This is a genomic window from Providencia sp. PROV119 (assembly GCF_028482435.1).
Classification (GTDB): domain Bacteria; phylum Pseudomonadota; class Gammaproteobacteria; order Enterobacterales; family Enterobacteriaceae; genus Providencia; species Providencia stuartii.
Window position 1 is genome coordinate 1 of sequence record NZ_JAMPQL010000025.1, and the last position, 14,880, is coordinate 14,880.

General features: G+C 43.5%; 13 protein-coding genes. 2 read left to right on the forward strand and 11 right to left on the reverse strand.

The window, feature by feature from the left end; genetic code table 11:
* From PSF11_RS17590 to PSF11_RS17605, 4 genes are all read right to left on the reverse strand, one after another.
* Positions 1 to 220 (reverse strand): NAD-dependent epimerase/dehydratase family protein (locus PSF11_RS17590; protein ID WP_196712844.1); only part of this gene is annotated, 220 nt, incomplete at its 3' end.
* Between the two features lie 132 nt (positions 221 to 352).
* A complete protein-coding gene (locus tag PSF11_RS17595; protein WP_004924186.1) occupies positions 353 to 1,288 on the reverse strand; it encodes a PfkB family carbohydrate kinase in 936 nt (311 codons plus the stop codon).
* A 2-nt stretch (positions 1,289 to 1,290) separates the two neighbouring features.
* Positions 1,291 to 2,700, reverse strand: coding sequence for a purine-cytosine permease family protein (locus tag PSF11_RS17600; protein WP_004924182.1), 1,410 nt, complete (start codon positions 2,698 to 2,700; stop codon positions 1,291 to 1,293).
* Positions 2,701 to 2,710: 10 nt separating this feature from the next.
* Positions 2,711 to 3,721, reverse strand: a complete 1,011-nt coding sequence (locus PSF11_RS17605) for an ADP-ribosylglycohydrolase family protein (protein WP_014657179.1) — start codon at positions 3,719 to 3,721, stop codon at positions 2,711 to 2,713.
* A gap of 171 nt (positions 3,722 to 3,892) precedes the next feature.
* Between PSF11_RS17605 and PSF11_RS17610 the strand changes: the two genes are divergently transcribed.
* Positions 3,893 to 4,633, forward strand: a complete 741-nt coding sequence (locus PSF11_RS17610) for a GntR family transcriptional regulator (protein ID WP_014657178.1) — start codon at positions 3,893 to 3,895, stop codon at positions 4,631 to 4,633.
* A gap of 109 nt (positions 4,634 to 4,742) precedes the next feature.
* Positions 4,743 to 5,171, forward strand: a complete 429-nt coding sequence (locus PSF11_RS17615) for a TOBE domain-containing protein (RefSeq protein WP_004924171.1) — start codon at positions 4,743 to 4,745, stop codon at positions 5,169 to 5,171.
* A gap of 52 nt (positions 5,172 to 5,223) precedes the next feature.
* On the opposite strand, the gene PSF11_RS17620 is transcribed toward PSF11_RS17615, so the two are convergent.
* The 7 genes from PSF11_RS17620 to PSF11_RS17650 all read right to left on the reverse strand — a co-directional run bounded on the left by PSF11_RS17620 (position 5,224) and on the right by PSF11_RS17650 (position 14,785).
* Positions 5,224 to 6,882, reverse strand: coding sequence for an LTA synthase family protein (locus PSF11_RS17620; protein WP_072502664.1), 1,659 nt, complete (start codon positions 6,880 to 6,882; stop codon positions 5,224 to 5,226).
* Positions 6,883 to 6,973: 91 nt separating this feature from the next.
* The gene (gene selB / locus PSF11_RS17625; RefSeq protein WP_072502663.1) at positions 6,974 to 8,842 is read right to left on the reverse strand and encodes a selenocysteine-specific translation elongation factor; all 1,869 of its coding nucleotides are present in this window, start codon (positions 8,840 to 8,842) and stop codon (positions 6,974 to 6,976) included.
* Positions 8,839 to 10,230 carry an L-seryl-tRNA(Sec) selenium transferase gene (gene selA, locus PSF11_RS17630; protein ID WP_004924163.1) on the reverse strand — a complete coding sequence of 464 codons (1,392 nt, stop codon included), beginning with the start codon at positions 10,228 to 10,230 and terminating at the stop codon, positions 8,839 to 8,841. Before selA ends, selB begins: the two co-directional genes overlap by 4 nt.
* Positions 10,231 to 10,252: 22 nt before the next feature.
* A complete protein-coding gene (gene fdhE / locus PSF11_RS17635) occupies positions 10,253 to 11,188 on the reverse strand; it encodes a formate dehydrogenase accessory protein FdhE (RefSeq protein ID WP_014657174.1) in 936 nt (311 codons plus the stop codon).
* 315 nt (positions 11,189 to 11,503) lie between these two features.
* Entirely contained in the window at positions 11,504 to 12,220 is a 717-nt protein-coding gene (locus tag PSF11_RS17640) for a YoaK family protein (protein WP_014657173.1), read from the reverse strand.
* A 38-nt stretch (positions 12,221 to 12,258) separates the two neighbouring features.
* Entirely contained in the window at positions 12,259 to 12,978 is a 720-nt protein-coding gene (locus tag PSF11_RS17645; protein WP_072502662.1) for a potassium channel family protein, read from the reverse strand.
* Positions 12,979 to 13,051: 73 nt separating this feature from the next.
* Positions 13,052 to 14,785, reverse strand: a complete 1,734-nt coding sequence (locus PSF11_RS17650) for a nitrilase-related carbon-nitrogen hydrolase (protein ID WP_053110688.1) — start codon at positions 14,783 to 14,785, stop codon at positions 13,052 to 13,054.
* Between the last annotated feature and the right edge of the window lie 95 nt (positions 14,786 to 14,880).

The following is a 14,880-nucleotide window of genomic DNA, read 5'->3' on the forward strand; positions in this document are numbered from 1 at the left end:
GGGTACACAACACCACGACTTTTTCACGGTCGGTAATATCAAGTGGAATAAAACGAAAATGAGGGTATTGCTCAAGAATATGTAGACGAGACTGTTTCAGACCCTGATCGTAATAAGCATTCATGTTGTCGATTCCAACAACCTCATGACCACTATCTAATAAACGCTGACATAGTCTAAAACCGATAAAACCTGCACTACCAGTAACTAAATATTTCATGTTAATTATCTTTTAGTATTAAACCATTCTCACGACTCAATATAAGCCGCATTCAATATCCATTTAGAGTTAAGACCTGTAAATGTAACAATGGTTTTATTTCTAAAGAAATAAAATAATGCTCTCAGTGAGCTATTCGAAAGTTTCTGGTATGGCTTGTGATAGTGCAGATTGATTAATTTCACTTAATGTCGGTGCACCCGCGGGGCCTTGCTTACTGACAACGATGGCAGCAACTTGGTTACCAAAGTCAACACAATCGCGTAATGACCAGCCTTGGGATAATCCCGCCAATACTCCTGCGGTATGTGCATCCCCAGCACCAATCGTATCCACAACGGCAACTTGGTATGCAGGCACGAACAGTGGCTGTTGATTCGGTTGACATAGCCAAGCACCTTGGCTATCCAAGCGAACAATCAGCGTAATACCACGACGATACGCATACTCCGCTGACAACCTTACAAGGTCACCTTCACCACAGAGGAAACGCGCCTCATCACGGTTGACCGTTAAAAGGGTTCTATTGGCGGGTAATTGCTGTAAGAAATTCTGAGGAAGCGCTGCAAGTCTTGGCCCTAAATCTAAAACGAGGGTTTGTGTTGGGCAGTCATTCAGCAACCATTGTTGTAACGCTTCCCCTTGCAAGCAGCCTAGTTCGTAGCCGCTCGCATAGATAATACTGTCGTTCGGTAAAGCGAGAGTTTGTAGCTCCTCCCTATTCCACTCTTCTTCACAACCCGCGATAGAAATAAACGTCCTTTCGCCGTTAGGCTCTGTTAATGCAAAGCACCAACCATTATCTTGGGTTTCGCTAACGAAAAAAGGTGACACACCAAGCTCTGATAGCGCTTGGCGAACTCGCTGTCCCCATTGTCCATTGCCCACACGAATACCATTAATTATAGGGAGTTGTAGACGAGCTAAAGCACGAAGAACATTAAATGCACAGCCACCGATTTGCCAGCCGTGATCGTGGGCTGCGATATCTTCACCACTACGTGGCATTCTCGCGACGCTTAAAACGCAATCACCAGCAGCAGCCCCTATCACGGCAACGGTACGCATGATTAATCTTTCTCCGCTGAATGACTAAACATCAAGTATAAGCCGTAAAGCAAAAAGCTTAATACAAATGAAAGAAGAATGGATAAACTAGAGCCTTCAAAAATCCCTGTTGCCCAAGGCCCTTTAATAAACTCATTATCACTGACTAACAAGCCAGCCAGCGCACCTAACAGCCAGCACAGCAGCGGTATCCAACGAATTCCTGCGTTCGACTGACCAAACAGTTGCTCAAACTTATAACCTTGGCGACTACGCAATACGGCATAATCCAACATAAATACCGCTTCCCATGAGGCTAAGAACACGCCACAAAATAGTAAGAAAGCAATAAATGAATTAATAAATTCGCCTGAAATAAATAGGATATAAATCGCCACACCCATGACTAAAATAGCATCTATTGCGACCGCATAAACTTGGCGAATTTTTATGCCAATCGTCAGTAAGTTGAGACTCGCAGAATAGAGGCTTAGTACCGCAATAGTAATAATACCCGCAGTTGCCGTTAATAAATAAGGGATAGACATCCAACTTGGCAGCTCTGCACCAATTAACGCAATCGGGTTTTCAGCGGAAGCTAATTCCGGCAAGCGTGCCGACAGCAAAATCCCTGTAAATAACAGAATAAATAGCGGTAGCATCGCTCCAAATGTGACGGCATTAAAAATAGATGATTTTGATGACCGTTCGCTTTGATAACGGCTGTAATCTGCTCCTGCAATCCCCCAGCCAATACCTGTTCCTGCCGCAATAATTGAGACAGCAGGTAAAAAGCCCGTTAGCCAGCTACCAGAAGGCATGGATAACACTGCCTGCCAATCTGTATGCCAAATAATATACAGCGCGGCAATCAAGGTCATGGTGCCAAAGATACGCGTGATCCAGCTTTGCATAACCACAACCGTTGCTTGCCCGAGTAGGCTAATAGTGATAGCTAAACCACCAAATAACACCATACAGACAACGGTTAATGTCACTGAATCACTAAATCCAAGCACCTGAAAAAGCGCCTTTAATGTCAGTGTCCCAGTGATCATGTTGATGGCTTCCCATCCCATCAAAGTGACCCAACTGAAAAATGTCGGGGCTATATTCCCTGTTTTGCCGAAAATGGTTCGCGAGAGTGTTAGTGTGGAGGTGCGGCCTTTTTGGCCAGATAAACTGATGTAACCAACTAATGCGAAGCTGGCTATACCGATAATCGCCGCGAGCAGCGATTGCACGAAAGAGAGACGAAAAGAAACAATAATTCCGCCATAAACAATACCGAGGATCCCGATATTCGCGGCAGACCAGATCCAAAATAACTCAAGAGGAGTGGCTGTTCGCTCATGCTCAGGTACGATATCAATACCTGTATTTTCGATTTTCCATGCTTCATTTTTTTGTGCAGCGTCAGGTAGTGCACTCATTCAACTCTCCTTAATGACGTAAGGCGCTGAGTATTTTTGCGTAGGGATAAAAATCTATATTATTAGAATTGTTAATCATTGCAATCCATTCTTCAGGAAAAGATTGAATACCTGACAAAGCTCCCGAAATCGCTCCGGCCATAGCACCAATGGTGTCCGTGTCTCCCCCCAGGTTGGCACAATATTTCGCACACATGACAGGATCACCATTTGTTAGGTCAACTATGGCCAGAGCGCAGGGAATAGACTCTATCGTGTCCATACCGGCCCCGATAAAATCGTACAGCTCTTTAAGTGTTGTTTGAGGAGAGCATGTTTGCAACTCGCTAGCCTTCTTAAAGGCCAATAAAATTCGTTGGCCTAAAGATGGACTAAACGTTGAGGCATATAACTGTTGCACCTCATCGGCGAGTAGTGGAAGTTCTTGTTTTATTTGAGGCCATGGAGTTTGCTCGATAGCTCGGCTAATTGCCCAAGCAATGACACAGGCACCTGCAATCGCAATGTCCGACTTATGTGTCGGGATACAAGCCGCTTCAACGGTTTTTATAAATTGATTGCGATCAGCAGTTGAAGCAATGCACCCTACAGGGGCTATCCGCATTGCCGCACCATTGGTGACACCATTTGACACAATATCGTTAATTGGAACGCCTGCTTGAATAGCTAATAGAGATTGCTTGGATGTTGGTCCAAAAATATTTTTATCAAAGGCATTAATGCGGTCTGCCCACGCTAAAATATTTTGTGCAACCACCTTCGGCTCTACCTGACCATTACAAGCGATAATCGCATCCATTAACGCAATTGCTTGATGAGTGTCATCCGTCACTTCACCAGCACGAAACCCAATCGCGGCAATATTTTCGTCTGGCCCTGGTAAAAAGTGATCTATCCAGCCGAAAAATTGTTGAACTTTGTCTTGGCGCCATAGTTCAGAAGGCATGCCCATGGCATCCCCTGTAGCCTGACCATATAAGCATCCAAGTATCGCCGCTTCAATGTTGGGTTTCAGGCCCATTTTTACTCCCAGTACTTTCCTTAACAACACTAATTATATTAGCAGCAATTAAGTCCAATACCAGTCCAATCAGTTAAAAAATAATGCCAATGTAAGTCCAATCGATGATATTATGCATATCCTGAACTCTGTTATAAACTTAATTTGTTGAAAGTTTTATGGAAAAATACAATGCAAGTACGCTTTCTTGAATGGATTAAGAATCAACTAGATGTGAATTCCACAATGCCTCTGTATCGCCAATTGCAACAAGCGATTGAATCCGCGATTGAGCACAAAATTGTGGATGCAGGCGATTATCTTCCAGCAGAGCGCTATCTTGCACAACAGTTAAATCTTTCTCGAGTGACAATCAGTAAAGCAATGCAATCTCTTGAAAAAAAGGGAGCCGTTGTTCGGCAGCAAGGGGTTGGTACTCAAGTCGCAAAATATCTAGGTTATTCGTTATCACATGAAAGTGGTTTTACCTCTCAAGTGATTAAAGCAGGTGGTACAGTCACCACACAGTGGTTATTGCGCACACTCACCGAAGCAACGGCCGATATTGCCGCAAAATTAGGTTTAGCTGTTGGTAGCCAAATCGCGCAATTAAGGCGTATCCGTATCGCAAATGGTCAGCCTGTTTCTTTTGAAAATAACTATATTCCTGCTCAATATCTTCCTGAACCGGAAAAACTGACCGACTCTCTCTATGCCCTATGGGGGAGCCAAGGTATTACTTTCAATCATGTGCAACATAAAGTGAAAGCGATCAGTTGCAATGAAGAGTATGCAAATTGGTTAAACACAACGGTAGGGGCTCCATTATTACAGGTGAAACAAACTAGCACCCTGCAAGGTGGCGTGATCATTGAGTACAGTGAAATCATCTGCCGTGGGGATATCTATGAGTTGGAGTTTAATTCACCATAACGCTTGGCGTGATCTTATCCACGAACACGATTGATAATTTAGATTACTTAAACATTTACCTTTATTCTAATTAATAGTCGTTTTTACTATTAAAGAGAGGGGGTAAATCATGCAGGTTTCTGCTCGTAACCAATTAATCGGTACAGTTAGTGAAATTAAAGAAGGTGCAGTTAACAACGAAGTGGTGCTCAGTTTAGGCAACGGAGAACAACTTACCACCGTCATTACCTGTGAAAGCTGCAAAACCTTGGGGTTAGAGGTAGGCAAAGAGGCGGTCGCTATTATTAAGGCCCCTTGGGTGGTACTCGCCACACCGGACTGTGGTTTGCAATTTTCAGCCCGTAATCAATTCAACGGTAAAATCAGCAATATTATTGAAGGCGCCGTCAACAGTACCGTTCTCCTCGTCACCGATAAAGGTGTTGAGCTAACCGCCGTGATCACCAATGAAAGTCTAAAAGAGATGGCGCTCACTAAAGGGGTCGATATCATCGCCTTAGTGAAAGCCTCTAGTGTGATCCTCGCGACTCGCCAGTGATTGCAGCGGAGATAAAAAATAGCGGAGCACAGCCCCGCTATTTTCCTACCCCTTATTCCTCGACGTTTTTATTCGCCGCCTGTAATGTGTGATAGATGTAGTGGTGATAACTCTCTAATAATTTTTTATCTTCACAGTCATCTAACTTGCCATCACACAAATGACGCATCTTAATATTCGCTTCATAGAACGGGGAAACATGTAAATTTGCGCGCTCTAATATTATCCCTCCAAGGAAGGCAATATCGGTTAACGGACCCGTTTTAATCTGATTACCCGATTTCAAATTATCACGTAACGTAAATTGTGTGATAAAGGCGGGGTTAGAAAATTCAGATTGATATTGATTTAAGCTGATCCCCGGCTGGTGGTCACCAAAATATAAAAACATTAATGGACGTTTGCGCTTCGCCATAAATTCTACAAAATCGCGTATCGCGTTATCAGACGCGACGATTTTTTCCATATAATGGCTAAATTCACCAACGGAGTCTGCATTTTTTACCTTCCCTTTTAAACCATAATCATCATGATGGCTCTCTTTATAAGGGCCATGCTCATACATGGTTAACGAGAAAATAAATACTGGTTTATCAGTCTCTTTTGCTAAAATTTCTTTGACATATTTCAGCATATCTTCAGTGCTGATCGTCCATAAGTTATCTTGTAATTTTCCTGGGTAACCCAACTCTTGAGGCTGAATAATTCTATCGACACCTAATGTTTGATAAGCATGGCCTGAATGGTAAGCACCACGGTTAAATGGCGTCAGAACGACGGTATAATAACCATTTGCCTTCATCTCTTTAAACAAGCTGTTATTTAGATGGTCGACAATAAAGTAAAAGACACCACTTTTTTGCGAACCAAAGTCATCACTGTTTAGTCCTGTTAAAGCGGCAAATTCAGACAACCAAGTTCCTCCCCCGAAAGTTTGCACTCGCATATGGCTATGCGCGATCAACTCGTTATCCTGTTGAAACATAAATAAATCGGGTAGTTTAGTGCCGTCTGGTAATTTATAGATGCTTGGATTAACAGTGGACTCTTGTAATAACAACAAGATATCCGGTTTTTCTGTTATATCAGATGCGGGTAATGATACCGTTGCCGCTTTTTGTATAAAATAATCAGATGAACCTTTAATTTGGGGGGAATGGTAATTTGAATTTTTCGCCGACATAACCAAGTTGGTAACGGTTCCTCTACCTTTAGGTAAGGTCTCCGTCCATTGGTTGTAATAATGGGAGGCCGCAAAGCTCGCGCCAAAATAGCCACCAACGCCAAGTAATATGCCGATTAATCGCCAAGAAAATGTTTTCGTTGGGCGTAATAGACGCCAACTAAGCACTGCATTAATGATTAACAAAATCAATAATCCGATCAATGCAACGCCAGCTAACCAATAATGCCCCAAGGTTCCCATATTTGACGTATCCGTCATGATATTAATATCGGAATAAAATAATTGCTCTTTATAATAGTGAACTTTGAGTTGGTTAAGGAATTTAATAATAATAAACAGCGTACTGGTAACAACGGCAGAAAATAACCATCTAGCTGAGACAAGATAGAGCACCCCAAAGATAACGGCATAAACACTTACCGAGATCAATCCGGGGTAAATCACACTCGTTTTCTCGAAGACTAGGAAAAGGGAAGCAATGAATATCAGTGTTAGATAAACGGCGGAAAATACTCTTTTCTTCATCGGGTTTACCACAAAATATGTAAGTATCGACGACCTCCAACAGATAAAGGCCGCCACAGACTGGCTATTTTAACTAATTTAGACGATAAATCTATTCAACAAAAATGCCTTTATCTCGTAAAAAGTGCCCATCGCCTTTGCGTCTAGTGAAGCCACTTCTATCGAAAAACTCAAGAATTTGAATCGCCAATTTCCGACCAATCCCTAATTCATTGCGAAAATCAGCGGCGCCTATTTCTCCTTTATGCGTACAGTAACGCAAAATAAGCTCGGCAAATTGCTTTATTTGGTCACTACTGTAGTAGCGGTCACGGATAATCGCCGTCACTAACCCCATTTGTGCCGCTTTTTTCATCGCACGTCGGACAGCGTCTTCATCATGATTGATTTCTTTAGCCAGATCACGGACCCACCATGCCTCGGCTCGAGGGAATAAAGGCGCTATTTGTTGCCAAATTTGTTGTTGTTCCGTATCAAAGACTAACCCATGTTGTGGCATGTGTAGCCAACCACGGGTCTGTTTAATACGCTCATCAGCAATCAACTCATTAATTAATTTAAAAACTAATGATTCACTTACTGTCGGTAATGCCATGCGTTTTAAGCGTGCTTTCCCAACCCCAATTTGGTCACTGTGCACTTCATGGAAATCTTCTAATGTTTGAACGAGCCGTTCTTTCGCCACTTGGGCTTTAAAAGCAGAAAGAGCCAAATCCCCTACGCGAACGAGTTCAACCTGTGATAATAGCTGTTCAAGGGCGGGCGGGGTTAATTGACGAGCCCAACTATAACGCTTTAAATCTAACTCACCATTAGGTAACTGTAATTTCAGATGGGTAAGTTCATCATTTGTCATACAGAGGCGAGTTAACCATTCAATGAATTCAGGTAATCTCTTACCTCGACGTGGAGAGGTAAGCCGGATCACTCTTGCTGACGCCAGTGTTTCTCGCGCACTAATATCACGAATGATGAGGCGGTCGTTATCCACAAGCCACAACGGTGTATCGAGAATGAGTTCCGCGAGTAAGGGCGTCGAGCCAAATTCGGTTAATAATGAAACTCGACCTGTAATATGGCTCGCACCATGGTATAAATGGACCGGCTGCCAATGTTTAATCACCGAATCACACTCTAATTCAACAATCACTCTTGTTGCCGCAGCGAAAGGCTTCTCTGATAGCAGCCAATCACCACGTGTAATAGCCGCTTTATCAATATCTCCTGCTAAATTGAGTGCAACCCGGTCACCCGCTTGAGCTAGCTCTGCTGGCTGATTTTGGCGGTGGATCCCCCGAATACGAACAGTGGTGTCAGCGCCCGTTAACCATAAAGTATCACCAAGCTGCACTTGCCCTGCTAAGGCTGTGCCTGTGACAACAATACCGGCCCCTTTGACATGGAATACACGGTCAATCGCTAAACGAAAACGTTGTTGACGATTTTGGTGATCGGCTCTTTGCTGGTGTAATTGTTGTAAGTAAGCCTGTAATTCCGCGATTCCGCGTCCATCGTTGGCCGAGGTCACAAATATCGCAACGTCAGGCCAACCTTGGTGCTGTAGCTCATTTTTCACTTGCAAAGAAATGTGTGCAATTCGCTCTGCATCAACTTTATCTGCTTTCGTCAAAATGGCTGTTATATTTTGGCAACCAGCTAAACGTAAAATCGCTAAGTGCTCTCGCGTTTGCGCCATGACCCCATCATCACAAGCAACCACCAGCAAGGCATGATTGATCCCGCCGACCCCCGCTAACATATTCCCTAAAAATTTTTCATGTCCGGGAACATCGATAAAACCGATTGAGCTACCATCTTGTTGAGGCCAATAAGCATAGCCGAGGTCGATGGTCATGCCCCGTTTTTTTTCTTCGGGTAAATGCGCCGTATTCACCCCAGTGACTGATTGAATTAGCGATGTTTTACCATGGTCAACATGGCCAGCAGTAGCAAAAATCATGACAACAATACCTGCAATAATCCATGTTCATCATCTAAGCAACGGAGATCTAGCCATAATTTGCCATCTTTTAATCGACCAATTACTGGTTGGTCGGTGTGACGCCAACGTGCCGTCAGTAAAGCCAACGTATTGCCCCGCCCATCAAATGGCGTAAACGTCACGGCATAACTCGGTAGCCTATCAATCGGTAATGAGCCGCTACCAATTTGGGATAAACAAGGCTCCATTTCTACGACAAATTTATCGCCATAGAAGGCTTGTAATGGAACGATCAAACGTTCAGCTCGCGCTTTGATTTCATCGGCACTACGTGTTAACCAGCGTAGTGTTGGAAGCTCCGTGACCAGTTTTTCGGGGGTTAAATAGAGTTTTAATGTGGCCTCTAATGCGGCTAACGTCATTTTATCAGCACGTAAGGCACGCTTAAGCGGGTGCTTTTGAATGGCTTCAATCCACTTTTTCTTCCCGAGAATAATCCCTGCTTGCGGCCCTCCCAGTAGCTTATCCCCAGAAATAGAAACAAGGTCAATCCCTTGAGCAAGGTACGTTTGCGGCATTGGCTCGGCAGGTAGTCCATAGGCGGTCATATCGATCATTGATCCGCTGCCTAAATCAATTGCGGTCGGCAACTGATGCTGTTGACCTAATTCCGCCAATTCAGCGCCTTCAACTTCCGCGGTAAACCCTTCAATACTGTAGTTGCTGGTGTGCACCTTCATCAATAACGCGGTTTGCTCATTAATAGCGCCCGCATAATCACGCAGGTGAGTCCGGTTGGTTGTTCCTACTTCGACTAATTGGCAACCTGCTTGTGCCATCACGTCCGGTACTCGGAAAGCACCGCCTATTTCAACTAATTCGCCACGTGAAACAATAACTTGCTTGCCTTGAGCCACCGTCGCCAAAAGCAATAATACGGCAGCAGCATTATTATTCACAATGCAAGCATCTTCGGCGCCCGTGAGTTGGCATAGCAATTCAGCCAAAGCGCGATCACGATGCCCTCGCGTCGCGCCATCAAGAGAGTATTCCAAAGTCACAGGTGAGCTCATCACCTTATTAACGGCAGCAATCGCTGAAGAGGCCATCACCGCGCGACCAAGGTTGGTGTGCAGCACCGTTCCCGTCAGGTTAAACACGGGTTTTAATGCGCTTTCTTGTAAAGCACCATGGCGCCTAACCAACTCAGCAACCCAATCAGGATGCCAAGCGGGCAACTGACTATGTTGTCGGATATACTCGCGAGCTTGCTGTTGCATCTCTCGCAACTGCTCGGTTACCCAGTGGTGTCCTGACTCGATGACGAGGGTTTGCACCTCGTCAAGTTGGAGGAGTTTATCAACAGCAGGAAGCTGGCGGTATAGTTCGGCGGTGGAGTCTGCCATCGTGATTACTCTCTTTTAGTGACTATTTTTCACCGGGAAATAAAAATGGGTTAAGGCTACTACGGGCAAAGCCCTCTTCTTCCATCCGAGCATCTAGGATGATAGACGCCAGATCATCAGCAACGGCTTCGACTTTCGCATCTTTTTCTTGATAAAGAATTTTGAGATAACTACCGCAGTCACCACAACTTTCTGCTTTTACCGCAGCATTCTCATCATCAAGAGACCAATAGTGGAGATCACGGGTTTGTTCACAGTTACTGCATTTGACACGTACCATATGCCATTCTGTTTCACACAGGTTACAGTGCAAATAGCGTAGGCCTTGCGTTGTGCCAATTTGTACAATGCTAGACACTGGCATGCTGTTACAAACGGGGCAGAAGTGGCGATGATCACCATGTTCAGCGCGCGCTTTTCCGGGAATTTGTGCTGCCATTTGTGCCCAATACACAGACAATGCCGCCCAAATAAACATGGATTTATCAGCGGGAACCTTCTCAAATTGCTCGTTAAGTAGCGCAGTCGCCATCTCTTCAAGCTCATTTTCAGACGCCTTATCGAGATTCTCTAATGCAGGGCGTACTGACTCTGGAACCACTGGTAATAATTCAGCAATAATCGCATTTAATAACTTATGCCAATGGGCTGTACGTGGGAATGTTTTCGCATCAAGAGGCGGATTATTGGTCGCCGTTGCGCGCTCTAATACCGCATTCATATCCATTTCTAAAGGATTATCATGCTGCGCATTGTTTTGTGCTGTTGCCACTTCCGCTGCAAAATTAAGATAATCTGCAAAAGGATGTTCATCCACACCCAATGCTTTTAATCTTTCTGCGCGTCGTTGATACAGATTTTTTAAATTCGGGAATAGGACAGGCGGGATAAAACCAATACCTTTTTCTTTTAGTCTTTCTTGCCCTAATTCTTCTTTAGGGACGATACGAATACCCATCGCATTGCTCTCTTTCAAATTTTTAAAATGATAGCTCTAGGGGATTTCCCTAGAGCTATCTATCGTATTGTATGCTTATCAGCGGAAATTGCTGTTATCTATCGCTCAGGATAAAACAAAAGTCGCTCAGTAGCCACCTTGTTCCCTTTGTATCGTGCGTATCGCCTGCTTTTTATATCAGAGCGAAGCAATCTTTATACCGTTTCTTTAGATGAGGTGATGTGGAGAAGGAAATGATGATATTAAAGATAATGGGTGATTTCACTACGCCTGAATATCACCCATATCGCGTTATATTTGTTAAACGGACTCAGACTAATTTGAATCAATAGGTAAGCTACTGTCTTCTTTTGCGAAATGTCGCCCCATGGTAAAAATCAAACATAATGGGATTAGGGTAATTAATAATGCGTATTCTCTCGCATAGTCAGCTAACATTGCCATCATAAAAGCACCACCAGCAAAGCCAAATAAGGTTAAAAAGTAGCAATAACTTTTGTATAACGCCTCTTTGCGCTCTTGCCCTTTAAATGCCACGGATTCTGCTAATGAGCTAAAACCTAATTGTACGTTAAGTGTCACAGCAATATTGCCATATAACATGCCATTAATTTTATGGAACGCATTACCTTGCATACCCGCAATAAACGATAGCGCCCATACCGCGTGGAAACCACTTGCCTCCACTTTAAAAAAGTAAATATAAGCAATGAGCAGTAACAGCAGTATGATTTCTAAAGATAGCAGCGTAAATGTCCATGTTTTCTCATCGGTATTGTATTTATAACGTAATAACGCCAATAACATAGCACCTGCGCCAAACGAAAAAATTGCAATAACATAAGGAATTACTGCCGTAATACCGTGCTTAGCAAACTCATAGCCTAACATGATGATATTACCCGACTGAAAGGTAGCAAATGATTTGGTCGTAAAAAATGCATAGCCATCGAGCATGCCTGATGTGATTGCCAATAAAAACGCGATGGTCGGCAATTGCATAAATGGAATTTTGGGTGTTGAAGTTGTCATTGTGATTAAACCTATCAATATATTGTTATTTTTAGCGATTACAGTGCATCTGGATTTTCTGAGGCTGCTTTTTTGGTTTGGCTTAAGCGACTAATCACTGAGGTAATATAAACGGTAAATATTGGGAATACCGTCATCCCTGTCGCTGCCAATACAGTGGTAATGACTTTTCCTGCAGTTGTCACAGGAATGATATTCGAGCCCAATGTCGTTACCGTCATTGCCGCCCACCAGATCGCATCACCATAATTTTTAACTTCAGCGTTATTGCCTCGTTCAAAAATAAAAAAGATCAAACTGATAAAATACACTGTTAAAAAAAGTAGAATAATATAAGAGAGAAAGAGTGCCGTGGTGTTTCGTTTTACAACCATCATCATGAGCATCACAAAAGCGGCTCCGCCACGAAATAAAGGAATAAAACGAATTAAATAAATTTGTTCTTCCGTAAATTGAATCGATGTGTAATCTAAAATGGTCAAATACGGAATCGAAAGAAAAATAATAATAAAATATTTAGCGATAAACTTTTTTCTATTTTTCGATAGAAATAAAAAAATGAAAAAATCGATCGTAAAATAAATACAAATCCAAAATTGAATATCGAAATAAATCGAATGCGCCAAAAATGGATCATGCCGAAATGTCTCTAGAGAAATACTTGCAATCAAAAATAGCGAAGCCACAACACCGAGAAAATGCAGTGTTTTGATCAGGGTTTGCTTGCTATAGAGCGTTTGAGGTGCTGTTATGTTCATTTTATCTTTATCATCAAATAGGTAGGTAACCTATTCGATTACCTACCTAACAACATGAATATAGGTAAAGGGTTTAAGACACAAGCGGCGTGAACCAAATCGCCTGTTGCCCACTGATCAGGCGTTCCTGATTGATCCACGTAAACGGTGCTGGTACTTGCGCTTGTAGCCTAACATCAGATGCACCACGCTCTGCGGTCAGAGTCGGTGTTAATACGACTGGCTCAGGCCCATAAATTGCCGCTGAGGTGAAGTCTCGTTCTTGACGCCCCCCACACACAACCCATAGTTGGTTTAGCGTCGCTATTGCATAAGGGATAAAGTCGGCTCGTCCTGTTGGTGGATTCTCTACCGAATAGAGATGGCTTTCGATTTCAACACGTAAATCACTCGGCATTCCAGCAGGGGCCGCAATAATGTCGGCACGTAACGTGCTATAAAGTCCGCCAACTTCGAGCACTTCTAACTCATGTGCCGCCGCCAACGCAATGCGCCCAATCGGTGTAGCGGTAACACTCATGACGTTCCCAGCACTCGCCCAACCTTTATCACGCTCATTCAAGTGAGTAACACGGTATCGTGCTAAAATATCGCCCGTAGGACCCGCTAATACAACCGTGTGATAGAGTTTATCGACATCAATTTCAGGGTAACTCCCAACAACATAGCCTTTCCCATCAGCGGCTATTTTACTGAGCGTCTGCTCAAAGGTTCCCCCCTGCTTCTGCGCGTGAGACAACAGTACATTAGGGTCATTGGTGTACGGCAGTGCTGAAAACTCGGGTAGTACCAGCAACTCATTTTCACCCACTGTTGCCGAAGCCAAGTCAGAGGTGGATTTATCCCATTGAGCAGCAATGAATGTTGTTTGCGTTTTAGTGGTTGTCGCATTGATATCGGTCGGGCTGCGGTGAAAAGCCAGCGTAGGAAAATATAATTCAGGGCGACGTTTCGCCAGTATCGCTTCTCGCTGTTTATCCGCCTCATCAAGGTCGATAGTCGCACAGAAAATACCATTCAAACCCGGCTCTAATTCAAGTGGACTTAACACAGGAGATTGAGCCACTTTATGGCCTGAAGGCGCCCATATACTCGACCCACCATTATAGTAAAGCTGACCTTGTGTGATTGGATTTGTTTCAATGCCACTACGCGTAGCACAAATAACCCACATCCCATTAAATGCGCTCATATGCTGAACATGTGCAATGGTTGAGTGATCACCTAACATTTCTGCGGGCGTTGCATCAGGCATCATACGGTCCGATACTGAATGCCACCCCAAAATTTGTGCACCTTCTAATGCCGCTAAACGCGCATATTGCCAATAAGTATCATCATAGCAAATTAATAATGCTATACGCCCAATCGCGGTATCAAATGTTTTCACCCCCGTATTTCCCGGTGCAAAAACTTTTTGGTCTTGAGAGTTCAAACCAATTTTGCGATATTTACCAATAATCCCTTCCGGCCCCATTAAAACGGCTGAGTTATAAGCTAATCCGGTCTCGGTATCACGTTCTGCAATACCAACACTCATATACATCCCTGTACGCGCCAATATGGGTAAAATTGCCGCCGTTGTTTTTCCTGGGATAGTATCTAAATAAGGTGCTAATTCTGCTGAATCAGAAAATAAATAACCACTTACTGCCGTTTCGGGGAATACCGCATAATCAACGCCTTGTGCCGCCACTTTTTCCGCTGCTTCCGCGAGACGGCGAATATTCCCCTCTAAGTCGCCCCAAGCGGGAACAAAATCAACAGCAGCAACTTTACTGCTTTTTTTCACTGTTAAATGGTTCATGCTATTCGTCCTTATTTAATAACCACCGTTATTGTCAGAAGTCATATAAAGCAGCCCAACTATTGGCTAAACCAACAAATAACGAATATTCAAAA